We start from the raw sequence: 22,761 nt of genomic DNA, 5'->3' as shown, positions 1-22,761 counted from the left end.
GCGAAACCAAGCCCCCCAGGCCGATTTCGTCCTCAGGACCCCCAGATGGCCAAGGACGACCAGGGCAGATTAGCTACTCGGTCACCGGGAACGCCACTCAATCGCCGGACAGACGTCCATGACCATCCGCAACCCGGCGTCCTTCGCCCGTCCGAAGGCCTCGTCGTCGATCACGCCGAGCTGGAACCACACGGCCTTCGCCCCGATCGCGACGGCCTCGTCCGCGAACTGGCCGGCGTCCTCCGAGCGGCGGAACACGTCCACCACGTCGACGGCGAACGGGATGTCCGCGAGCGTCGCGTAACCCTGCTCGCCGTGCACCGTCTCGGCCGACGGGTGCACCGGCACGATCTTCTTGCCGCGTTGCTGGAGGAACCTCGCCACGCCGTGGGCCGCGCGGGACGGGTTGTCCGAGAGCCCCACGATGGCCCAGACCTGGCAGTTCTCGAGGATCCAGTCGACGTCTTCGCGCATGGGTCCAGCGTAACCGCGTGCCCGATGATGTGATGGCGGTCACATTCAGCCGAAGCTCGTCGAAACGCGGCCGTCCCGATCGACGGCTGGGTAGAAACGCACCGGAAGCACCAGACGCGAGGAGATCGAGATGCGGTTCATGGTCATCGTCAAGGGCAACGAGGACACCGAGAACGGCGTCATGCCCACCACCGAGGAACTGGCCGCGATGGGCAACTACAACGAGGAGCTGGTGAAGGCCGGCGTGATGCTCGCGGGCGACGGCCTCTACCCGAGCGACAAGGGCGCGCGGGTCGCGTTCGACGCCAAGGGCGCGACGACGGTCATCGACGGGCCGTTCGCCGAGACGAAGGAGCTGATCGCCGGCTTCTGGATCTGGGAGCTGCCGTCGCTGCAGGACGCCGTCGAGTGGCTGAAGAAGGCGCCGTTCCAGGCCGGCGAGGTCGAGATCCGGCAGATCCACGGCGCTGAGGCGTTCGAGGAGGTCATCACGCCGGAGATCCAGGCGCAGGAGGACCGTCTGCGCGAGCAGATCGCCGCCCAAAAGCAGTGAACTCAGTGAGTGTGCGGGAGTGGTACCTGCGGCGATGAGTGCGCGGTCAGCGCGACGCTCAAGGTCAGCAGCGCACGCGGTGAGGTCGGACGGCAGCCCGTGAGCCGTTCGACCAACCGCAGACGGTGGTCGAGCGTGCTGCGGTGGATGTCCAACCGCCGGGCCGCCGCCGCACGGTTGCCGTCCTCGGAGATGAACGCACGCAACGCGTCGAGCAACGGCTGTTGCGCCACCACGGGTTCGATCATGCGCGTCAGCCGTTCGGCGACGTGGGGCTGACGCAGGACCGCGAAGTCCGCCAGCACGTTGCGCAGCTCGTAGACGCCGGGCGCACGGCCGGACGCGATCCGCAGCACGTCCTCGGCCGTCGCACGGGCCACCGCCAGGTCGCGCCTGGGCGCCCACGCCACGGCCATCCACACCTCGCCGCCGAGACGCTCGTGCAGCTCCTTGGCGAATTCCATGTGGTCGTCCTGGGCACATGGCGCCAGCACGTAACCGCCGCTGACGCCGTCGAGCACGAGCACGTCCGCGTTGTCCCGCACGGCGTCGAGCACCCCGGTCGTACCGTCCTCAGTGGACGAGCAGAACGCGATGACCGCGTAGGCGAGCGCCAGACCGTCGAACGACCCGTTGTCGCGGCCGGACAGCAGCGTTCTGGCGAGCTGACGACGGGTGGCCACGTCCTCGACCGGAGGAAGGTCGAAGGGGCTGAGAATGTCACGCAGCACGTCGTTGAGCAGCCTGCTGTCCAGAACGGTGGTCACGCGTCGCCTCCCTGAGGGCCCTACGGTGTCGCACCAGAACGTTAGGCAACTGTCGACAGTTGGCACAGGTGGCTTGAGGGACGCTTGATGTTCACCTCGGGTCTTCGGAACCGTTTCAGCCCAAGGCGTTCGCGCGGCTCATGCCGATCGCGGTGCCGAGAACGGCGAGGTCACGAGGGTTGACCGGGCTCAGTCCGGTGAGCTGCTCGATCTGCCACAACCGGTAGTCGATCGTGCTGCGGTGGATGAACAGCTTCTTGACAGCTACCGCCCGGTTGCCGTCCGCCTCGAGCAGAGCGAGCACGGTTTCCACGAGAACGGGGTTCGCGAGCAACGGCGCCACCACCTTGCCGAGCTCGTCGCGGACCTCCGGCGTCTCCATCACGGCACTCTCGAACAACATGTCGTCGATGCGGTACACCCCCGACGGCCGGCCGAGTGACGCGACCAGCGCGTCGATGTCGTCAACCTCCTTGCGCGCCAACGCGACGCGCGCGGCGGGTCGTTCCGCGACGCAGAACCACACCTCGCCGCCGACCTCCTCGCACACGTCCCGGCACAACGGCAGCGCGGCCGCTTCGGTGACCGGCAGCAGAAGATGTCCGGATGTCGCCAGAAGCACCGGCCCGCGCTTGCGGAAAGCGCTTACCACACGTGCGGGCAAGGCTCCCCTGACCGCGATGACCGTGTAGAAGGCGGCGGCTCCATCGGGTGCGCCGCCGGCGAGCAACGCGTCGGCCAGCCCGTCGTCACCGGCGCAGAACGCGGACATCAGCTCCGCGGCCAACGCGGTGCCCGCGGTGGCCAGCGCCCGTGCGTCGCCGTCGTCGTCCAGCATGGCCTCGGTCAGCAACCTGTCGGTGGACCGCAAGGCGATGACCACGTGCGCGACCGGGACTTTCGCCGCGGCCAGGCGTGCGCCGACGCGGTGCGCGACCGTCACGGCCGCGTCCTCCCAGCCGTCGGCATCAGCGGCGGCCGCGCGGTAGACGGCGAGGAACTCCTCGTGCAACAAGCGACCGACGTCGAAAAGCACAGGCTGCTCCTCCCCTCTTTCACGCGTTTGAAGGATTTCAGGACGGGCCGTGGGGAAAACCCCAGCATTCTCCAGCGCCACGCCAGTGTTGCCAACCCTAACGTCGAGCGCATGGCACCTCAGCTGGTCGCCGCGGCGCGACCACCGATCCTCGCGCCCTCCAACGAGGCGTGGCGGCAGTTCGCGCACGCCCTGGAACCGGTCGAGTTCAGCCGCGGCGACGTGCTGCTGCGCCTCGGCGTCCGCACCGACGACCTGTTCGTGATCCGCACGGGCAAGGCGAAGACCTGCTGCACCTCCACCGACGGCCGCGAGCTGGTGCTGGACTTCCACCGCACGGGCGACGTCCTGGTGGAACCGACCCTGTTCGACGCCTCGCCCTCGGTCTCGACGACAGTCGCGATCACGGACGTCCACGCGGGCCGTATCTCACGAGCCGATCTCACGCAGTGGCTCGCGCTGTGCCCGGAGATCACCGAGCGGCTGTTGGGCTGCATCGCCCGCCGGCAACGCGAGTCGCACCAGATGCGCATGGACGTGGTGCAGATGGACGCCCCCGCCCGGCTCGCGAAAGCGTTGCTGCGCCTCGCGGGACGGTTCGGCAACGACCGGCGCGGCGCGGTGCTGATGATCGAGGACCTCACCCAGGAGGAGCTCGGCCAGTACATCGGCGCCCGGCGTGACACGGTCAACAAGACGCTCTCGGACTTCGCCCAGCGCGGGTGGATCTCGATCGAGCGCAAGAGCATCTTCCTCACCGACCCGGCGCAGCTCAGCCGCCGGGTGCGCGTCGGCATGCCCGCTGTGCCCGCGCAGCGCTAGTTCCCGCCATTCCCGAAACGAGGAAGCCATGCCCACTGAAACCAGGACCAGCACAGGAAAGGTCGTGCTGGGAGTCGCCGCCGCCATCGTGATCGCGGCGGCCGGCAACGCGGCCGTGTCGTGGATCGCCCAGGCACTCGGGGCCGACCCGAACGCCGTCGAAGGCCTGAAACCCCAGGGATATGTCGTGCTGACCGCGGTCGGTGTGATCATCGCCGCGTTCGCGTGGGCGTCGATCCGCAAGCGCGCCAAGGATCCCGCCCGCACGCTCGGCAAGCTCGTGCCGATCGTCGTGGTGCTGTCGTTCCTCGCGGACGTCCCGGTGTTCTTCCTGCCGGGCGCCTCGGCCGTCGGCGTGGTCGCGCTGATGGTCATGCACGTCGTCGTGGCCGCGGTCGCCGTACCGATCTTCCGTCGCGTGCTGCCGGTGTAGCTTTCGACCGCGAAACGGCCGGGAGGGTGTTCCTCCCGGCCGTTCTGCCGTTCACTCCGACAGGCTCAGCTCCGGCCACACCAATGTGGTGGCGCCCCAGGTGAGTCCGCCACCGAACGCGGTCAGCAGCACCTTCTGTCCTGCCTTCAGCTCCCCCGACCGCACGCCGTGCGCGAGAGCCAGCGGAATCGAGGCGGCGGAGGTGTTGCCGACGTCGGTGATGTTGGAGATGAACTTGTCGCGCGGCACTTCCAGCTCCGCCGACACGGCGTCCAGGATCCGGGTGTTGGCCTGGTGCGCGATCACCTTGTCCACATCGGACGCGACCCAGCCCTGCCGTTTGACGGCGTTGCGGGAAGCGGCGGACATGCGCGCGACCGCGTTCGCGAAGACCTCGCGTCCTTCCATCTGGAAGAACTTGTCGCCGTGCGGCACGATGTCGCGCGACGACCGCTGGCGGGATCCGCCGGCGGGCACGGTGATCAGGTCGGACAGCTCGCCGTCGGACCCGAGGTCGAACGGCCCGAGCGCGCCCGGTTCGTCCGGCGATCCCGCCCGCAGCACCACCGCGCCCGCGCCGTCGCCGAAGATGACGGACGTGGTGCGGTCCTGCGGGTTGAGGATCGTGGAGTAGGCGTCCCCGCCGATCATCAGAAGACTGTCCACGATCCCGGCCGTGATCAGCCCGGTCCCGACGCCCAGCCCGTACACGAACCCCGTGCACACGGCCGCGATGTCGAACGCCGGCACGTCGACGAGCCCCAGCCGCGACGCGATCTCCGGCGCCGTCGCCGGGCAGGGCCGGTCGGGCGTCGTGGTCGCGAGGATCACCGCTCCCGCGCCCGGCACCCCGGCCGACCGCAGTGCCCGCCGCGCCGCCTCGACCGACAGGTCCGAGGTCGCCATGCCGGGTTCGACCACATGTCGTGTGGCGACCCCGATCCGCGTCCGGATCCACTCGTCGGTCGTGTCCAGCTTGGCTGTCAGCTCGTCGTTGGTGACCACCCGCGGCGGGAGCCATGACCCGAGTCCCGCGACCACCGCTGCGCGCATTCTCCGACCTTCCTCACCGTTCGTCAGCCAGCACTTCCGGGAGGAAGTGGCTGGGAAACCCTTGGAACACCACGGGACGCTGGAACCGTTCGACGGCCCGCACGCCGACGGAGGTGTGGAACGGCGACGTCGTCGCGGGCCACGGACCGCCGTGGTGCATGGCGGGTGTCGTCGCGATGTCGTTGGGCCACTGGTTCCACACGACGCGGCCCGCGCGTCCGGTCAGCTCGCTGATCAGTTCGGGCAGAACATCGTCGTCCTCACCGTGCACGGTCGCGGTGAGCTGCCCGGGCAACGCGGCGGCCAGCTCCAGCAGTTCGTGGCTGTCGCGGTAAGTCGCGACGACGGACACCGGCCCGAAGCACTCGGACAACGCCTCGTCGTGGCCGTCGAGAATCTCCGCCGCGGTGGTGCGCAACAACGTCGGTGCGTGACCACCCGCCCCGGAACCGCCCTCGACCAGCACGTCCAAGAACTCCGCCAGCGCTTCCACACCGGTCTCGTACCGCTTGGCCACGAGCTTGTTGAGCAACGGCTCCGCCCGCAACGCGCGCACCTCGGCGGCGACGTCGTCAGCGAAAGCCTCTGGTACCACGAGAAGTCCGGGTTTCGTGCACAGCTGCCCGCTCTGCTGAGCCAGCGCCTCAGCGAACCCGCGCGCGATCTCACGGCCACGCTTCTGCGCTGCCCGCTTGGTCACGAACACCGGGTTCACACTGCCGAAGCCGCCGTAGAACGGGATCGGCTCCGGCCGGGTCGCGGCGAGGTGGTGCAGTTCGCGGCCCACCCGAGCGGACCCGATGAACGCGACGGCCTTGACCCGCGGGTCCAGCACGAGCTGACGGGCGCGGCGCTGTCCGTGGACGAGCGCGAACACGCCTTTGGGCAACACCTCTTCGACGATCTCGGCGGTGCGGTCCGCGAGATCGGGATAGCTGTGGCTCGCCTTGACCACGACCGGGCAGCCCGCGGCCAACGCGGACGCCGTGTCGCTGCCCGCCACCGAGAACGCGAACGGGTAACTCGTCGACCCGAAGACGGCGACCGGCCCGAGCGGAACCAGCATGCGCCGCAGCTCCGGCCGGGGCCCTTGCGGCCACTCCGGGTCCGCGCGGTCGACAACGACCCCGTTGACCGCACCCGAGCGCAGGTACTCGGCGAACGAGCGCAGCTGGAAGGTGGTGCGCCCCACCTCCGCGCGCAACCTCCCGCCGGGCAGCCGGCACTCCCACTCCGCCAGCGCCACCAGCTCACCGGTCTCGCGGTCGAGCGCGTCGGCGACGGCGTCCAGTGCCGCCGCCCGCTCGTCCGGCCGGGTCGTGCCCCACTCACGGGCGGCGTGTGCCGCCCTGTCGAGGATCTCCTCCACGACGGCCTACTTGATGTAGTCGGCGGAGACCCGGGGCGGCCAGCTGGCGACGCTGAGCACACCCAGGCTGTAGGCGCGGGAGACGAGCGCGGCGCGGTTGGGGGCCTTGAGCTTCTTGAGCATCGTGCCGACGTGGTACTCGACGCCCTGGCGCGACAGGAAGAGCCGCGACGCCAGGCGGACCGTGGACTCGCCGGTGGCGATGCCCTCGAGGATGCGGGCGTCGAGCTCGGTGAGGATGCGGTTGCGGTCGACGACGACGGCGTTGGGCTGCTCGCCCTTCTCCGGGTTCACGACGACGACGAACTGCACGAGGTCGCCGTGCGCGTCGTGGACGGCGATGCCGGTGATGTCGCCGGTGAAGACGGCGTGGCGCGGGCCGATGCCGGCGAGGTGCTCGACGAAGCGCTGGCGGCGGCCCTCGACGAGGCGGTCGAACTGCTTGCGCATCGGGCCGTGCACGCCGGGGTGCAGCAGTTCGTAGAAGCTGCGGCCGAGCAGTGACTCGCGGGAATGGCCGAACTGGGTCACGAAGTCGTCGTTGGCCTCGACGACGCGCAGCTGGAGGTCGAGGCGCGCGAGGCAGAGGCCGGACCGTTCGAGCAACGAGCGGAACACGTCGGCGTCCGGGACGACGGTGGTGTGGTCAGATACCAGAGAACCAGCGGCAACAGTGTGCATCGGAGAGTATCCCTCTCGATCTCGTCGAACTCTGTGTTCCGCGACTGCGTGTGGCATTTCGAGGCAGAAGAGAACTTGAGGCGGTCGCCAGGCGATCTAGGTTTATTTCCCGATTCTCACCTTGACACGTTGAATCGTAGGAAGATCTGGCGAACCCGGTCAACGAGGTGTGAGGGGTGGCCCCTAATGTTGTGGTAGGGGTGGGCCGGGGGTTCGGGGAGGCGTCCGCGTATTTCGGTAGGACGTTTCGGGTGCGTCTCACCTGATCACGCGCTACCGCTCTGAGCTGCGGGTTCAACGTCAGCGCCGATCGAGACGGCACCGTGCGGTAACTGAGGTGCCGCTCAACTGTGCGGGAAATACGCACAAGAAATTCATAGATGTGTCGCCGGTGTTACGCGGGCGGCGGGTAGGCCCGCGCGAGGGCGCCGGCCAGTTCCGTTCGGCGGCGGATGCCGAGCTTGCGGAACGAGTTCGTGAGGTGCTTCTCGACCGCCCGCGAGGTCACGGTGAGTTCTTCCGCGATTTCGGCGTTGGTGAGACCGCGGACGACGAGTCCGGCGACCTTGAACTCGGCGCGGGTCAGTGCCACGACAATGCCGGGCGAATTACCGTCGAGTTCCTTCGCGATTCTCCGGGCCAGTCTTTCCGCACCGGATTCGACCGCGAGGCGATATGCCTCGTCCAGGTGCCCGGAAGCCTGAGGGTCGCCGTCGGCGCGTTCGCGAGCACCTAGCTGAAGGAGCGCCTTCGCCCGTTCGAACGGGTTGGCGTGCAGCACCTGAACGGCCTCGTGCAGCATCCCGAGCCCTTTGCGGCCGGGTGTGTAGCGGCCGAGCACGTACAGCGCCCGCCCGACGCCGAGTGGCGCGCCCCACTCGACGGCCCGGTCCCACGCCTGCGCGGCGGCGTCCCGTGCGGCGGTCAGGTCGCCGAGCCGGGCGTGCAGCCTGGCCGTGGTGATGCACCACGGCAGCAGCACCGGGTTGCGCCAGCCGACGCTGTCGAACACGCGGCCGCAGTCGAGGAACCGGTCCAGCGCCTGGGCGTTCTCCCCCGCCAGCGCCTCCCCCGTCGCGTGCAGCATGCGGTACACCGCGTCGCAGCCGGGCGGCTCGTCCCGGTCCGGCCGCGAGGTCAGGATCCTGGCGATCAGGCCGGGGTCCCGCAGCTCCATCGCGACGGCGGTGAGCCCGATCGCGGCGGTCGTCGTGTCACCGCGCCAGTCCAGCACCGCGAGGTCGACGGCGTGCTCGGCCGCCCGGTGCGCCTCCCCCGGTTTACCCAGGTGCATCAGCACGAACGACTGCTGCGCGCGGATCAACGCCTGTTCCACGGTGTTCGTCGCCTGGCTCAGGGCCCGGTCGAGCCACGGCACGGCTTCGTGCGCAGCGTCCGCGGCGGCGAGCACCTTGATCAGCAACGGAATCGCGGTGTGAACGTGCCTGGGGTGCGGTTCTTCCTGTTTCAGCACCCTGCTCGCGATGTCCGCGACCTCGTGCGCGGGCATGCGGGCGGTGAACATGGCCGCGTCGAGCAGGATGATCTGCAGTTCGCGTTCGCCGGGCGTGACACCGTCGATCTGCTTGAGACGAAGCACCGCGTCGGCGAGCAACGCGGGGTCTGAGTGCCACACGTACCGTTGGCGCGCCTCAAGCCGGTACGCGAGCTCTTTGTTGTGGCGCAGGTCGGCGGCGACCTGGTCGATGAGGTCGCGCACGGGCCGTGGCGCCGATCCGAGTGCCGTCGGGGCGATGCGCACAAGTGCCGCGGCTCGTTCCTTGACCTCACGGAACAACGGCACGGCATAGGTGATGTGCCGCACGGATGCCGTCGGGTCGAAGAACCGTTCGGCGGTCGCGAGGTCGACGAGCAGCCGTGCGCGTTGTTCGGAGTTCCCCTGGACGTCTCGCAACGCTCTGCGCAGATAGCGCGCGGCGACTTCGGGCGCGCCTCGGCGCATCGCGACACCGGCGGCGGCCCGGAGCGTCTCGACCGCCCACCGGCCCTGGGTCGTGGTGACCGTGAGCAACCGGGCGGCGACCTGTTCGGCGGGCCTTCCGTTGTCGTGCAACAGCTGCACGGCCCTGGACTGCCAGTCCTCGCGCTCACCGACCGGCATCGACTCCTCGATCGCGTCGCGGACCACGGGCCTGCTGGTCACGAGCCCGGCCTGGTCGAGGGTCCGCTGCGCCTCACGGGCCTGCGCCTCGGTGAGCCCGGCGAGCTGCCCGACGAGGTCGTCGTCGCCGAGCACGGCGGCGGCTTTGGCGAGGTTCTGGGCGTGGAGCGGTTGGGCGGCGAGGCCGCGCACGAGCCGTTCCTTGAGACGTGCGGGTCGCAGTTCTCGGACGTGCGGGACCTGGTCGGCGGCCGGGCTGGTGACGTGGCTCAGCACCGCGCACAGGAACAGCGGGTTGCCGCCGGTCACGGTGTGGCAGGCGGCGACGAACTCCTCGTCGGGACGCCGGCCGGTGCGGCGTTCGACGAGCTCGGCGATCGCGGTGGACGACAACGGTTCCGGCCGGATCTCGTTGCGCCGCAACGGACTGCGCTCGCCGTCCCTGGTCGCCGCGATCAGCAGGATCGGGTGGTGCTCCAGCGTCTTGGCGAGCGTGACCAGCCACCGCAGCGACGGGTCGTCTGCCCACTGCAGGTCGTCGACGAGCAGCACCGTCGGCTGGTCGGCGCTCATCGCGTGGGTGAGCGCGGTGAGCCCGCTGACCGCGGCTTCCTGCACGGCGAACGCCGAGTCGACCGGCGCGTCGACCGCGAACACCGACCTGGCCAGACCAGCGGGCCCGGCGAACAGCCGATCGCAGTCGCCGGTGCGGGACAGCGCGGGTTCGAGCAGCTGCCGGGCGACGCCGAACGCGAAGTCCTGCTCCAGCAACGAACAGTTCGCGGTGAGGACGCGCACGCCGGTGGCATCCGCGCGAATCGCTTCGAGCAGCGCGGACTTGCCGCAACCGAGCGGTCCGGTGATGACGAACTGGTCGCCGTGACCGTCCCGGACCCGCCGCACCGCGCGGGTGAGCCGCGCCAGTTCGTCCTCGCGTTCGAGCAGGACCATCACGACGCCAGGACGTCGGGGAGCTCCGCGCGGCTGGAGATCCCGAGCTTGCGATAGGCGCGCGTGAGGTGCACCTCGACCGTCCGCAGCGTCACGAACAGGTGGTCGGCGATCGCCCGGTTCGTGACACCGGCCGCGGCCAGCTCGACCACCTTGCGCTCACTGACGGTCAGCAGCGCCAGCCCGTCCACAGTGGACGACACGGGCATCCGGCCGCCCGCGCCGACCAGCAGCGTCCTGGCCGAGTCAGCCATCGGCCTGCTCCCTGCCCGCAGCGCCAGCCCGACGGCTTCCCGCAGGTGCGCGCGTGCCTCGCGCGCCTCACCCGCACCCGTCCACCGCTGGCCCAGCAGCAGTTCCGTGCGGGCCTGCTGGATGAGCGACGGCACCGCCGCGAACCCGGCCGAGGCGGCCTTCGCCATGTCCAAAGCGGCCGGCCCGGACGTGGTGTAAGCCCTGGCCAGCAACGAGAACGCGGCCGACTCGCGCGACGGCCACGCCTGGGCCAGCCGGTCCACCTCGCGCACGGCGGCACTCGCGTCCCGGCCGGCCAGGGTCAGGATCTGGACGACGTCGGTCCACGACGGCAGCGTGCTGGGGTCGCTGAGCCCGACCGCCTTCAGCACCGACGCGCACGCCGTCATCCGGTCGGCGGCCACGGCGACCTCGTCCCGCAGGAACGCCAGCCAGCCGGACGTGCGGAGGTATTCGCGGTGGGCCGGCGTGAGGTGCCGGATGTCGTCCTCGTTCACCTCGTCCAGAAGCTGTGCCGCGAAAGGGATGTTGCCGGTCTGCAGCGACAACCAGGCCAGCAGGATGATCGCGCGCGGCAGGTCCCAGCCGCCCGCGCGCACCGCCTGGACCGCCGTCGACGCGTCCTGGGTCGCGCGCGGCAGATCGCCCAGGGACATGTGGACGAGCGAACGCTGCAACAGCGATCGGCAATGCGCGAGCGAATCCCCGTTGCCGGAGAACGCGTTCACGGCCCGGTCCAGCACGGCGAGTGCTTCCGCGGTGTGCCCGGCGACCCGCAACACGCTGGCGGCGGACAGCATCGACCAGTCGGTCAGCGCCTCCGAGTCCGCGAGCGCGGCCCGTGCCTGTCCAACGGCCACGTCGATCGACCCACCGCCACGCATGGTGGCTTCCGCGACGACGCCGAGCAGACACCGTTGTGCCGTCGTGTCTCCTGCTTTCGGCGGCACCGCTTTCGCCACGGCCGCCGACACCAGGTGCGCGTCGTCGAGGTCGATCGACAGCTGCACGGCGTCGAGCAGCGTGGTCAGGTCCTCGGACAGCGCGGGATCCCTGGCCAGCCGCAGGAACGTGCGCGTCCGCCCGGTCAGCGCGTGCTTCACGGCCAGCGCCGCCCGCAGGTCCGGGTCGGTGGTGCGGTGGAACGCGGCGGCCAGGTGTTCGCAGGCCCCGCCGGGATCGTGCCGGGACAGCCCGGTCGCGAGGTTGACCCGCAGCTCGATGTCGTCGGGGTGGAGTTCGACGAGCCTGCGCAGGTAGCGCGCGGCGTCCTGGGGCCGGCCACCGGCCGCGGCCTCGTGCAGGACCTGGGACATCCACGGCGTGTCGACGGCGGGCAGGTGGACGAGCTGCTCGGCGACGGCCCGCGCGTCGTGGCCGAACTCGTCCAGCACGACGGCCGCGCGGTGCCGCAGATCGGCGACCTCGGCCGGGTCCAGCACGTCGAGCACGCCCGCGCGGTACCACTCGCGGACGTGGTCGGGCAGGCCGTCGCCGAGCAGATGTTCTTCGCGCAGCACCGAGATCCCGTTCTCGGCGATGCGCGCGGACACTCCGGCGAGCGGCCCGACGAGTTCTTCCTGCTGCACCACGACCAGCGCGGTGGCGATCGCGCGCAGATGTTCTGGCTGGTCGCGCAACCGTCGTGCGGCGACCAGTTCGACGGACTCCTGCCGCAGCGCCTGGGCCGCCTGGATGTCCGCGAGCACGGTCGTGAGGTGGCGCGGGATGCCACCGGACAGCTTCAGGCAGAGACTCGTGAACACGGCGTCCGGCGGGAAGTGCAGGGTCGTGGAGATCATGTCGGCGACCTGGGGCGTGGTCAGCGGCTGCAGGTCGACGACGTGCGCGCGGGCGAGTTCGGCGTCCAGTGGCGCGTGCTGGGACAGCACCAGGCTGACGGGTTCGTCGCCGAGCCTGCGCAGCACGAAGTCGACCCAGCGCACGGTCGCGTCGTCGCACAGGTCGAGGTCGTCGAGCACCAGGCAGACGGGCGACCGTTCGGCCGCCGTCACGACATCGCGCCACATGCCCCGGTACACGCGGTAGAGGTCGGCGGAGGACGGGTCGGCGAGTTCCGGAACGATCACACCTGCCTGGACGAGCAGCCGGCGGGCCACGGCGAGCGGCCGGCGTTCACCTCGTCCGGCCGCGGACAGCACGGTCGTCCCGGCCCGCGTCTCGGTACGTGCGGCCAGGCGCAGGACGGCGGACTTGCCGGAGCCGCGGGCACCGCGCACGAGCACCGCCCGCGCGCCCGCTCCGCGCCGAGCGGCGGTCGTGTGGTGCGCCACCGTGGTGAGCGCGCTCTCACGTCCGAACAGCTCGGTGACGGGGCCCGTGTCGTCGTCCACCGCCTACCGCCTCAGGCTCGAAGAGATGACCTGCGCTGAGGATAAATGCCCCAGGTGACCGGACCGCAAACTCTGCGAGGCAGGTGCCGAAGTCTGGCAGGTGATTCCGCATTGTGCGGGCGGCGAGTCGGGCGCGGGTTCCAGCCCGTGAGCTAATACGCCGCGACGCGGCCCGGCACAACCCGGTAGAGACTGGGTTTCTCCGGCAGGAACGCGAGCCCGAACCGGGTGAGGAACTCGCCGAACTCCGCGTCCACGAAGTCGTCGTCCGGCAGGCCGTCCCACGTCTCGGCTGCGGCCCTGGCGACGTCGACCGCGGTGCCGTCGTAGACGACGAGGTCGGGCAGGTCGTCGGCGAAGTACCCGCGTGCCAGGGAGATCGGCGACACGCTGTCGTCGAGGAACCCCACCACGTCCCACCTGCCCTCGGTCGCCTCGCTCAGCGCGAGGCGGGCGGCGACCTCGGAGGAGGTGGCGTAGGTGACGCGGTAGCCGCGCCGCACCAGTTCCTCGATCACGGCCAGCGCCGGAAGTGCCTGTCCCTGCTCAGGGTTGGCGAAGATCGCGACGTGCCGCCGTCCCGTGCCGACCTCCTCGGCCATCTGCGATGACCACCTCTCTGCGAACGACGAACCGCCTGATGGCAGTTCTACGGCAACGAATGCTCGGGAATCCCTCACTTCCCTTTGTTCATGCCACGGAATCCGCTTCCCGTTTTCCTCCCGAGGTGTCCTGCCGCGACGAGACGGCGCAGTTCCTCGGCGGGAGCGGGTTCACCGGTGGGGGAAGCCGCGCTGAGCGTCTCCAGAATGGCGAGTGAGACGTCCAGGCCGATGGTGTCGAGGAGGGTGAAGGGACCCATCGGGTGGTGGTACGCCGTCACGATCGCGGTGTCGATCTCGTCGACGGTGACGTCGGTGCGGTCGAGCATGCGAATGGCGTCGTTGAGGTAGGGGAACAGCACGTGGTTGACGATGAACCCGACCCGGTCCGAGCAGTCGACCGCGGTCTTGCGCAGCCACTTCACCAGCGCGTGGGCGGTGGCGTGCACGTCGTCGGCGGTGTGCCCGGTGCGGACGATCTCGACGAGCCTCATGACCGGGGCGGGGTTGAAGAAATGCAGCCCGATGACGTCGGCGGGGCGGTTCGTCGCGTTCGCGCAGCCGGTGACGGAAAGGCTGGAGGTGGTGGTGGCGATGATGGCGCCGGGTTTGAGGACGGCGTCGACGCCTTGCAGGACAGCGCGTTTGACGGCCATGTCCTCGGCGACGGCCTCGATGACGATGTCGGCGTTCGTGAGGGCTTCGTAGCTGGTGCCGACGGTCAGCCGGGCGAGAACGTCCTGGCGGTCCTGCTCGGACATCCTCCCTTTCTGGACGAGTCTGGTGAGAGACGAACGGATCCGGTCCAGGGCGGCCTCGGCCTTTTCCCGGGTGCGGGCGATGAGCGTGGTGGGAATGCCTGCCACGACCAGGATCTCGGCGATGCCGCGGCCCATCAGCCCCGCGCCGACGACACCGGCCGAGCGGATCTCGCGCGGCTCGCCCTCGGTCACGCGGTCGCGGGGTGGCGGCATGATCTCGCCGCGGTCGTCGTAGCGGTGGAAGCCCTCGCCGGTCTTGCGGCCCAGCCTGCCTTCCTCGACCATGCGGTCGAGCAGCGGTGACGGGACGTAGGAGTCGGAGCCGGTGATCTCGTGCAGCTTCCGGAGCGCGTCCCTGACCGTGTCGAGGCCGATCAGGTCGAGCAGGTGCAGTGGCCCGAACTTGAGGCCACAGCCCAGTTTCATCGCGGTGTCGAGGTCCTCGACGGTCGCGTAGCCGGCGTCGGCGAGGTTCATCGTGCGGTTCATGCACGCGTAGAGCAGCGCGGTCGCGGCCTCCGCGGGCCGGCCGCCGATGCTCACGATCTCGGTGCCGGCCAGCCGGACCGCCTTGCGCGCCAGGTGAAGTGCCTCGGGTGACGCCATGGACGTGCCGATGAGACTGGCGTGGTGCCCGTACGGCGGCGGAATGGAGTAACGCAGTCCGACGACGCGATCCGGTGCGCCGGACGCGATGGCCAGTTTCGCCACGGACAGTGTCGGTGTGGTGGTGAGGAAGACCGTGCCCGGCGCGCACTCCTCCACGAGCCGTCGCAGCACGGTTTCCTTGACGCCGAGGTCCTCCGGCAGCGCCTCGATGACGAGGTCGGCCCGCTTGAGGTCGATCAGCTCCGTCGCGAGGCTCAGCTGAGGACCGCTGAGCCTGCGGTGGACGCGGGCCAGCACCTCGAGATCGCTGTCCACGCCGATCACCTCGGCCCCGTTGACGAGCAGGACCTTCGTGAGGCCCTCACCGAGGCTGCCCAGCCCCACCACACCGATCACCAGTGGCATGTCCGTCTCCTTCTTAGAGACCGAGTTCTTCGTCGAGCATCGCGAACATCTCGTCGTCCGAAGCCGACTCGAAGTCCTTCTCGGTACTGGTGTTCTTGGCCCACTTCGTGCGCAGCACGTCGAGCCGGCCCGCGATCTGCTGGTGCAGCGCCGTGTCCACGCTGGCCGCCGCGAGTGCCTTCTCGAACGCGTCGAGGTCGGCCAGCACGCTCGGCAGCCCGGCCTCCGGCGCGTCGGCCAGCAGCTCGGTCTTGAGGTGTGCCACCAGATCCGCGGGCGTCGGGTAGTCGAACACCAGCGTGGCCGGCAGCCGCAGCCCGGTCGCACCGCCGAGCCGGTTGCGCAGCTCGACCGCGGTGAGCGAGTCGAAGCCGAGGTCCTGGAACTGCCGGTCCTCCTCGATCACCTCGCCCTCCGCGTGGCCGAGCACCTCGGAGACCTGGCCGCGGACGAGGTCGAGCAGCGCGTCCGTGCGTCCCTGGTCGGTGAGGCTCACGAGCCGGTTGATCAGCGAGTCGGCGGTTTCCTGGCCCGCCACCGCCTTCTTCGTCTTGGTGCGGACCAGGCCGCGCAGCAACGGTGCTACTTCGTGGTTTCGCAGGACCGCGAAGTCCAGCTTGACCGGGACCGTTGCCGCCTGGCCGGATTGGAGCGCCTCGTCGAAGAGGGTGGTGCCGAGTTCCTTCGTGATCGCCGGCATGCCGGAGCGGGCCATGCGTTCCGCGTCCTGTGCGGTCAGCATGCCGGTGTCCCAGGCACCCCACGCCATGCTCGTCGCCTTTTGGTTGTGCGCCTTGCGGTTCGCGGCGAGTGCGTCGAGGAACGCGTTGCCGGCCGCGTAGTTGGCCTGCCCGGCGTTGCCGAACGTGCCGGCGACGCTGCTGAACAGGATCAGGTTCGCGTCCGGTGCCAGTTCGTGCAGGTACCAGGCGGCGTCGACCTTCGGCTGGAGCACCGGGTCGACCCGGTCCAGCGTCAGCGACTCGATGGTGGCGTCGTCGAGCACGCCCGCCGCGTGGATGATCGTCGTCGGGCTGTGGGTGGTGAGGAGCGCGGCGAGTTCGTCGCGGTCGCTCACGTCGCACGCGGCCACCGTGACGTTCGCTCGCAGGTCCCCGGTGTCCGCCTGCCCGCCGCGGCTCGCCAGGACGAGTTCCTCGACGCCGTGGTTCTCGATCAGGTGCTTCGCGATGATTCGGCCGAGGCCGCCCGTACCGCCGGTGATGAGGACCTTGCCGTGCTCGACCGTGGTGTCGTGGCGTTCCGCCCTGGTGAGGCGGCCGCCGAGGATCTCCCCGTCCCGCAGCACGATCTGGGGTTCGTCGGCGTTCACCGCCTGGCGCAGGATCGCGAGGCTGGAACGCTGGTCGTCGATGTCGAGCAACCCGAAGCTGCCGGGATGTTCGGACTGGGCGACCCTGACCAGGCCCCAGACGGCGGCCGAGACCGGGTCCGGCACGTCGTTCTCCGTCGCCGCGACGGCGTTCTTCGTGACGAACCAGAGCCTGCCGCGGCGGAGGCTGGTGATCCACTCCTGGACGTTGATCAGCGCGTCCGACACGGCGGCGTGCGTGGAGTCCACGACGTCGTCCGAGTACGCCTGGATCTCGGTCAGGACGATCTCGGTGTCGGTGGACTCGATGTTGTCGTAGACCCGCCCGGCGACGAAGTGGTCGACCAGCCCGAAGTGGTCCTCGCCCGCGATCGCCACGGTGGCGTCGATCGGGTCGGTGGCGTTGACGGGCGTCCAGTCGAGCGTGAACAGCGCGTCGCGGGTGGTGTTCTCGTTGAGCTGCCCCGCGTTCACCGCGCGGACCACCAGCGACTCGACCTCGGCGACCGGGTTGCCCTGCGGGTCGGCGATCACGATGTGCATCGCGCCGCTCTCGTCCCTGCTCATCAGCACCCGGACGCTCGCCGCACCGGTGGCGTGGATCTTCACGCCCTCCCAGCTGAACGGCAGCCCCGCGCCCTGATCGCCCTCGGCGAGGAGAGCGGTGTGGAGCGTGGCGTCGAGCAGTGCCGGGTGGATGCCGAACGAGCCGGGCTCGACGCCTTCGGGCAACGCGACCTCCGCGTAGACCGCACCCTCGTGCCGCCACGCGTTCTTGAGGCCCTGGAACGTGTCCCCGTACGCGAACCCGATCTCCGCGAACTTGTCGTAGACGCCGTCCAGTTCGATCGGCTCTCCGACCGGCCACGTGTCGAGGCGGGTTCCCGAGCTGTCGTTGCCACCGAGGACACCGCTCGCGTTCTCGGTCCACGGCAGGTCGCTGTCCTCCGGCCTGCTGTAGATCGTGACGCCGCGCCTGTCGTTCTCCTCGGCGCTGATCGCGACCTGGATCTGCACGCCACCCTGCTCTGGCAGCATCAGGGGTGCCGCGATCGTCAGCTCTTCCAGCGTGTCGAGCCCGAGCTCCTCGGCAGCCTTGAGCGCGACCTCCACCAGCGCCGCACCGGGCACGAGCGCCCGTCCCATGATCACGTGGTCCGCGAGCCAGCCATGCGTCCTGACCGCGATCCGGCTCGTGAACAGATGCCCGTCCTGCCCGGCGAGCTGCACCGCCGCGCCGAGCAACGGGTGCCCGACACCGCTCAAGCCCGCGGCCTTAACATCGCTGGCGCCCTCCACGACCTTCGGCCAGTACGACTGCCTGCGGAACGCGTAGGTGGGCAGGTCGATCTTCTTGGCACCCTTGAGCAGCGGGCCCCAGTCGACGCTGACGCCCTCGACGTGCGCCTGCCCCAGCGCGGTCAGGATCTGCGTGACCTCGTCGGTGTTGCGCCTGAGCGCCGGGATCGCCCCGTCGACGAGCGGGTTGAGCGCGGCGTCCGGCCCGATCTCCAGGAACGTCCTGTCCCCGAGCGCGGTCACGTTGTCGTGGAACCGCACCGCGTCCCGCACGTGGCCGACCCAGTAGCCGACGCTCGTGACGTCGCCCGCGGCCTGGAACGCGATCCGCGGCTCGCTGAAGGTGATCTCGCTGATCGCCTCCCGGAAGTCCGGCAGCATCGGCTCCATCAACGGCGAGTGGAACGCGTGACTCACCTTGAGCTGCTTGTACTTCCACTGCTTGGCGATCTTGAGGACCTCGTCCTCCTCGCCGGCCAGCACCACCGTCCGCGGCCCGTTGATGGCCGCGATCGACACGTTCCCGGTCAGGTACGGCGTCACCTCCTCCTCCGAGGCGATCACCGACACCATCGCGCCACCCCGCGGCAACGCCTGCATCAACGCGGCCCTGGCCGTGATGAGCTGACACGCATCCTCAAGGGTGAGGACGCCGCTCACGTGTGCCGCCGCCACCTCACCGATCGAGTGACCCGCAACGTGATCCGGCGTGACCCCGAACGACTCGACCAGCCGGTACAACGCGACCTCGACCGCGAACAACGCCGGCTGCGCGAACCCGGTCTGGTTCAACGCCTCCTGATCCTCGCCCCACATGACGTCCCTGAGCGCCGGGTCGAGGTGCCGCAGGGCGTTGTCGAACGCCTCGGCGAACACGGGGAACGCCTCGTACAGCTCACGCCCCATGCCAACCCGCTGCGACCCCTGCCCGCTGAACAGGAACGCGACCGGCCTCCTCCGCACCGATCCGCGGGCCACCACCTCGCCGTCGAGCACGACCGCCCGGTGATCGAACAGCGTCCTGCCCGTCAGCAACGAGTAAGCGATGTCCCTCGCCTCGCCGCCGGCCTGCCGGATCCGCTCGACCTGCCCGTCCAGCGCCGCCTCGGACCGCGCCGACACCACCAACGGAATCGGAATCGATCCCGCCTGGGGGCCCCGGGGGGAGACCGAGGTCCCCACTCCAATCGTCTCACCGGGCACCGACAACCCGGCGCCGCCAAGATCCACAGGTGCCGGGTTGTCCACAGGCGCCGAGTTGTCCACAGATTCCGTCACGCCCCCCTGACCAGCACTTTCGGCGAGTACGCTGGAAATTGGGGGGATCCCCGCGCCCTGCTCCAAGATCACGTGCGCGTTCGTGCCGCTGATCCCGAACGACGACACAGCCGCCCGCCGCGCCCGCCCGACCGCAGGCCAAACAGTGTTCTCCTGCAACAACTCGACCGCACCCTCGCTCCAGTCGACGTGCGACGAAGGCGTGGCAGCGTGCAGCGTCCGCGGCAACACACCGTGCCGCATCGCCTGCACCATCTTGATGATGCCCGCGACACCGGCCGCGGCCTGCGTGTGCCCGATGTTCGACTTGATGCCACCCAGCAGCAGCGGCACATCACGGTCCTGCCCGTACGTCGCCATCAACGCCTGCGCCTCGATGGGGTCACCCAAAGAAGTGCCGGTGCCATGCGCCTCAACAGCGTCAACATCAGCAGCGCTCAACCCAGCAGACGCCAACGCCTGACGAATGACCCTCTGCTGCGACGGCCCGTTGGGCGCCGTCAGTCCGTTGGACGCACCATCCTGGTTGATCGCGGAACCACGCACAACCGCCAACACCGTGTGCCCAAGACGCACCGCATCGGATTGACGCTCCAGCACGAGCAGACCAACACCCTCAGACCATCCGACACCATCAGCCGTGTCGGAGAACGCCTTGCAACGTCCGTCCTCCGAGAGACCCCGCTGACGAGAGAACCCGACGAACGAACCCGGTGTCGACATCACGGTCACACCACCGGCCAACGCCAGTGAACACTCACCGGCCCGAAGAGCCTGCATGGCCCAGTGCAGCGCCACCAACGACGACGAACACGCGGTGTCGATCGACACCGACGGCCCCTCGAGTCCCAACGCGTAGGACACGCGACCAGAGATAACCGACGGCGACGCACCAGTAGAACCGAAGCCCTCAGTGTCCGCACCGCCGATGAGCTGCGTGTAGTCGTTGTACATGACACCGGCGAACACACCCGTTGAGCTGCCACGCAACGATGCCGGCGCGATCCCGGAGCGTTCCAACGCCTCCCACGCGGTTTCCAGCATGAGCCGCTGCTGCGAGTCCGTCGCGACGGCCTCCCGCGGCGACATGCCGAAGAACTCGGGGTCGAACAGGTCGGCGTCGTGCAGGAACCCACCCGCCCGGACGTAGGACGTGCCGGGGTGGTCGGGATCCGGGTGGAACAACGTGTCGAGGTCCCAGCCGCGGTTCGTCGGGAACGGCGTGACCGCGTCCACCCCGTCCGCCACCAGCCGCCACAGGTCCTCCGGCGACGAGACACCGCCGGGATAACGGCAAGCCATGCCGACGATGACGATCGGATCGTCCGAAGTGGACACCAGGGCGGGCAGCTCCGAGACGTCGGAGACCGCGCCGAGCAACTCGTCCTTCAGGTAGAGAGCCAACTGCGCGGAAGACGGGTAGTCGAACACCACCGTGGCCGGCAGCTTCAACCCGGTCACCGCGGTCAACCTGTTGCGCAGCTCCACCGCGGTCAACGAGTCGAACCCGAGCTCCTGGAACGCCCGCGCCGGGTCGACCGCCGCGATCGTGTCGTAGCCGAGCACGGCCGCGACCTCAGCCCGCACCAGGTCCACCAACGCGTCCACCCGACCGGCTTCGCCCACAACGGACAGTCGCCGCACCAGCCCGGAAGCCGTCTCCGACCCGGCGACCTTGCGCCGTGCCTTGACCCGGATCAGACCGCGCAGCAACGGTTTCACGTCACCGTTCTGCTTCAGCGCACCCAGGTCGAGCCGCACCGGCACCACCGCCGGTTCGATCCCGCCGACCGCCGCGTCGAACAACCGCAGCCCCAGCTCCGCGTCCAACGCGGGCATGCCCGAGCGCCGCATCCGTTCCGCGTCCTCGGCCGGCAACATGCCGGTGTCCCAGGCACCCCACGCGAGCGACACGCCGGGCAACCCGTTGAGCCGCCGGTGCGCGGCGAGCGCGTCGAGGAACGCGTTGCCGGCGGCGTAGTTGCCCTGCCCGGCGTTGCCGAACACACCGGCCGCCGACGAGAACACCACGAACTGCGTGGCCTCGGTCGCGAGGTCGTGCAGGTTCAGCGCAGCGTCGACCTTGGCGCGCAACACGCCGTCGACCCGTTCCGGCGTCAACGACTCGATCACACCGTCGTCGAGCACACCGGCCGCGTGCACGACACACCGAACCTTGTGCTGCTTCAACAACTCCCACAGTGCAGCCCGGTCTGCGGCATCGCAGGCGACGACGGAAACCCGTGCTCCCAACGCCTCCAGCTCACTCACGTCACCCTGCCCGCTGCGGCTGACGAGCACCAGCTCGCTCACGCCGTGGTTCTCCACCAGGTGCCGCGCCACGATCCTGCCCAGCCCGCCGGTACCACCCGTGATCAACACCGGGCTCTCCCAGACAGCCTCGGCACCCGCGGCGACTCGGCCGAGGCGAGCCGCCCGAGCCTCGCCATCCCGGATCACCAGCTGCGGTTCCTCAAGATCCAGCACCCCGAGCAACGTCGCGAGCGACGACTCCTCGGCGTCCAGGTCGATCAATCCGAACCGGTCCGGGTGCTCGGTCTGCGCGGTCCGCAGCAGACCCCACACCGCCGCACCGGCCAGGTCGTCGCCCTCGATCGCACCGCGCGTGACGAACACGAGCCGCCCGTCGCGGTCCTCCCGGATCCACTCCTGCACGAGCTCCAGCGCCCGATGGGTCACCGCCCGCACCGACTCGGCGTTCTGCTCCCCCGCGACCGGCACGAGCACGACATCCGTGTCGGTCAGCGAAAGCAGGCCCTCGACCCGTCCGACAGACAGCCCGAGAACATCCGGCCCGAGCACGCTGACCGTCTTGCCCGCCTCGGCCGGCGGCACCGCGATCGGCGTCCACCGCACCGAGAACAGCGCGTCCAGCTCAGCAGGCTGCTCCGCCGCGACCGCCCGCATCACCAACGACTCGACCGACGCCACCGGGTTGCCGGCGGGGTCGGCGAGCGCGATCCGCAACCCGTTGTCGTCGCGCGTCATCTTGACCCGCAACGCCGTCGCACCGGTCGCGTGCAGCGACACGTTCTCCCACGCGAACGGCAGCCCGGCCGACCCGCTCTCGTCGAGCAACGAGGCGTGCAGCGCGGCGTCGAGCAACGCCGGGTGCAGCCCGTACTGCCTGACGCTCACGTCGTCCGGCAGCGCCACCTCGGCGTACGTGGTGTCGCCGTCCCGCCAAGCCGCCCGCAGCCCCTGGAACAGGCCACCGTAAGCGAACCCGGCCTCCGCGAACTTCTCGTAGCAGCCCTCGACATCAACCGGTTGCGCCTGCGGCGGCCACACCGAAGCATCGAAGTCAACTCGCTGCTCACCCTTGGCCAGCACACCGCTGACAACCTGAGTCCACCCAGCGTCAGCCACCTCGTCCGGCCGGGCGTGGATCGTGAACGTCCTGCGGTCGTCCCCGGCGGACACCTTCATCTGCAGCGCCAAACCACCGTGCTCCGGCAGCACCACCGGCGCCGACAGCGTCAGTTCCTCCAGCCGGTCCAGCCCGACCTCGTCCCCTGCCCGCATCGCGAGCTCGACGAGGGCCGCACCCGGCACCATCACGCGCCCCATGATCGTGTGGTGG

14 protein-coding genes (1 of these 14 running past the window's edge) are annotated in these 22,761 nt (G+C 69.8%); 3 read left to right on the top strand and 11 right to left on the bottom strand.

Annotated elements, in window-relative coordinates; all coding sequences use genetic code 11:
- Nucleotides 1-81: 81 nt before the first annotated feature.
- Entirely contained in the window at nt 82-474 is a 393-nt protein-coding gene (locus SK803_RS10620; protein ID WP_319965678.1) for a CoA-binding protein, read from the bottom strand.
- Nucleotides 475-604: 130 nt separating this feature from the next.
- Here SK803_RS10620 and SK803_RS10615 point away from each other — a divergent pair, with 130 nt between their 5' ends.
- Nucleotides 605-1,027, top strand: coding sequence for a YciI family protein (locus SK803_RS10615; RefSeq protein ID WP_319965677.1), 423 nt, complete (start codon nt 605-607; stop codon nt 1,025-1,027).
- 2 nt (nt 1,028-1,029) lie between these two features.
- Here the strand turns inward: SK803_RS10615 and SK803_RS10610 are convergent, their stop codons facing one another.
- The gene (locus SK803_RS10610; RefSeq protein ID WP_319965676.1) at nt 1,030-1,794 is read right to left on the bottom strand and encodes a PucR family transcriptional regulator; all 765 of its coding nucleotides are present in this window, start codon (nt 1,792-1,794) and stop codon (nt 1,030-1,032) included.
- A gap of 115 nt (nt 1,795-1,909) precedes the next feature.
- Nucleotides 1,910-2,830 carry a PucR family transcriptional regulator gene (locus tag SK803_RS10605; RefSeq protein ID WP_319965675.1) on the bottom strand — a complete coding sequence of 307 codons (921 nt, stop codon included), beginning with the start codon at nt 2,828-2,830 and terminating at the stop codon, nt 1,910-1,912.
- A 111-nt stretch (nt 2,831-2,941) separates the two neighbouring features.
- Here SK803_RS10605 and SK803_RS10600 point away from each other — a divergent pair, with 111 nt between their 5' ends.
- Both SK803_RS10600 and SK803_RS10595 read left to right on the top strand, forming a co-directional pair.
- Nucleotides 2,942-3,652 (top strand): Crp/Fnr family transcriptional regulator, encoded by a 711-nt coding sequence (locus tag SK803_RS10600; RefSeq protein ID WP_319965674.1) that lies wholly within the window; start codon nt 2,942-2,944, stop codon nt 3,650-3,652.
- A 28-nt stretch (nt 3,653-3,680) separates the two neighbouring features.
- Nucleotides 3,681-4,085 (top strand): DUF6069 family protein, encoded by a 405-nt coding sequence (locus SK803_RS10595; protein WP_319965673.1) that lies wholly within the window; start codon nt 3,681-3,683, stop codon nt 4,083-4,085.
- A gap of 51 nt (nt 4,086-4,136) precedes the next feature.
- Here SK803_RS10595 and SK803_RS10590 read toward each other — a convergent pair whose 3' ends face one another.
- The 8 genes from SK803_RS10590 to SK803_RS10555 all read right to left on the bottom strand — a co-directional run.
- Nucleotides 4,137-5,138 carry a beta-ketoacyl-ACP synthase III gene (locus SK803_RS10590; RefSeq protein ID WP_319965672.1) on the bottom strand — a complete coding sequence of 334 codons (1,002 nt, stop codon included), beginning with the start codon at nt 5,136-5,138 and terminating at the stop codon, nt 4,137-4,139.
- A gap of 13 nt (nt 5,139-5,151) precedes the next feature.
- On the bottom strand, nt 5,152-6,507 hold the full coding sequence (locus tag SK803_RS10585) for an aldehyde dehydrogenase family protein (protein ID WP_319965671.1): 1,356 nt from the start codon (nt 6,505-6,507) through the stop codon (nt 5,152-5,154).
- 6 nt (nt 6,508-6,513) lie between these two features.
- On the bottom strand, nt 6,514-7,188 hold the full coding sequence (locus tag SK803_RS10580; protein ID WP_319965670.1) for a PAS domain-containing protein: 675 nt from the start codon (nt 7,186-7,188) through the stop codon (nt 6,514-6,516).
- Between the two features lie 394 nt (nt 7,189-7,582).
- Nucleotides 7,583-10,261, bottom strand: coding sequence for an ATP-binding protein (locus tag SK803_RS10575; protein ID WP_319965780.1), 2,679 nt, complete (start codon nt 10,259-10,261; stop codon nt 7,583-7,585).
- Complete coding sequence (locus SK803_RS10570; RefSeq protein WP_319965669.1) at nt 10,261-12,870, bottom strand: helix-turn-helix transcriptional regulator; 2,610 nt, start codon at nt 12,868-12,870, stop codon at nt 10,261-10,263. The genes SK803_RS10575 and SK803_RS10570 overlap by 1 nt, the downstream gene beginning before the upstream one ends.
- Nucleotides 12,871-13,022: 152 nt before the next feature.
- Entirely contained in the window at nt 13,023-13,472 is a 450-nt protein-coding gene (locus tag SK803_RS10565; protein WP_319965668.1) for a glycosyltransferase, read from the bottom strand.
- A 74-nt stretch (nt 13,473-13,546) separates the two neighbouring features.
- Nucleotides 13,547-15,247: a 3-hydroxyacyl-CoA dehydrogenase family protein gene (locus tag SK803_RS10560; RefSeq protein WP_319965667.1), complete on the bottom strand. Its 1,701-nt coding sequence runs from the start codon at nt 15,245-15,247 to the stop codon at nt 13,547-13,549.
- 13 nt (nt 15,248-15,260) lie between these two features.
- A protein-coding gene (locus tag SK803_RS10555) for an SDR family NAD(P)-dependent oxidoreductase (protein ID WP_319965666.1) crosses the window boundary here: on the bottom strand, nt 15,261-22,761 show its 3' end. Its footprint extends 22,439 nt past the window's final position; 7,501 of the gene's 29,940 nt are visible here — the last part of the coding sequence; its start codon lies off the right edge, out of view; it ends in the stop codon at nt 15,261-15,263.

Source organism: Lentzea miocenica, assembly GCF_033949945.1.
GTDB classification, from domain to species: Bacteria; Actinomycetota; Actinomycetes; order Mycobacteriales; family Pseudonocardiaceae; genus Lentzea; species Lentzea miocenica.
Note: the sequence above shows the minus strand (reverse complement) of the source record. Positions and strands in the feature narration are given on the sequence as shown.

Coding starts and splice junctions, on each gene's coding strand:
- SK803_RS10620 (WP_319965678.1), bottom strand. CDS start 474: ATGCGCGAAGACGTCGACTGGATCCTCGAGAACTGCCAGGTCTGGGCC.
- SK803_RS10615 (WP_319965677.1), top strand. CDS start 605: ATGCGGTTCATGGTCATCGTCAAGGGCAACGAGGACACCGAGAACGGC.
- SK803_RS10600 (WP_319965674.1), top strand. CDS start 2,942: ATGGCACCTCAGCTGGTCGCCGCGGCGCGACCACCGATCCTCGCGCCC.
- SK803_RS10595 (WP_319965673.1), top strand. CDS start 3,681: ATGCCCACTGAAACCAGGACCAGCACAGGAAAGGTCGTGCTGGGAGTC.
- SK803_RS10590 (WP_319965672.1), bottom strand. CDS start 5,138: ATGCGCGCAGCGGTGGTCGCGGGACTCGGGTCATGGCTCCCGCCGCGG.
- SK803_RS10580 (WP_319965670.1), bottom strand. CDS start 7,188: ATGCACACTGTTGCCGCTGGTTCTCTGGTATCTGACCACACCACCGTC.
- SK803_RS10575 (WP_319965780.1), bottom strand. CDS start 10,261: ATGGTCCTGCTCGAACGCGAGGACGAACTGGCGCGGCTCACCCGCGCG.
- SK803_RS10565 (WP_319965668.1), bottom strand. CDS start 13,472: ATGGCCGAGGAGGTCGGCACGGGACGGCGGCACGTCGCGATCTTCGCC.
- SK803_RS10560 (WP_319965667.1), bottom strand. CDS start 15,247: ATGCCACTGGTGATCGGTGTGGTGGGGCTGGGCAGCCTCGGTGAGGGC.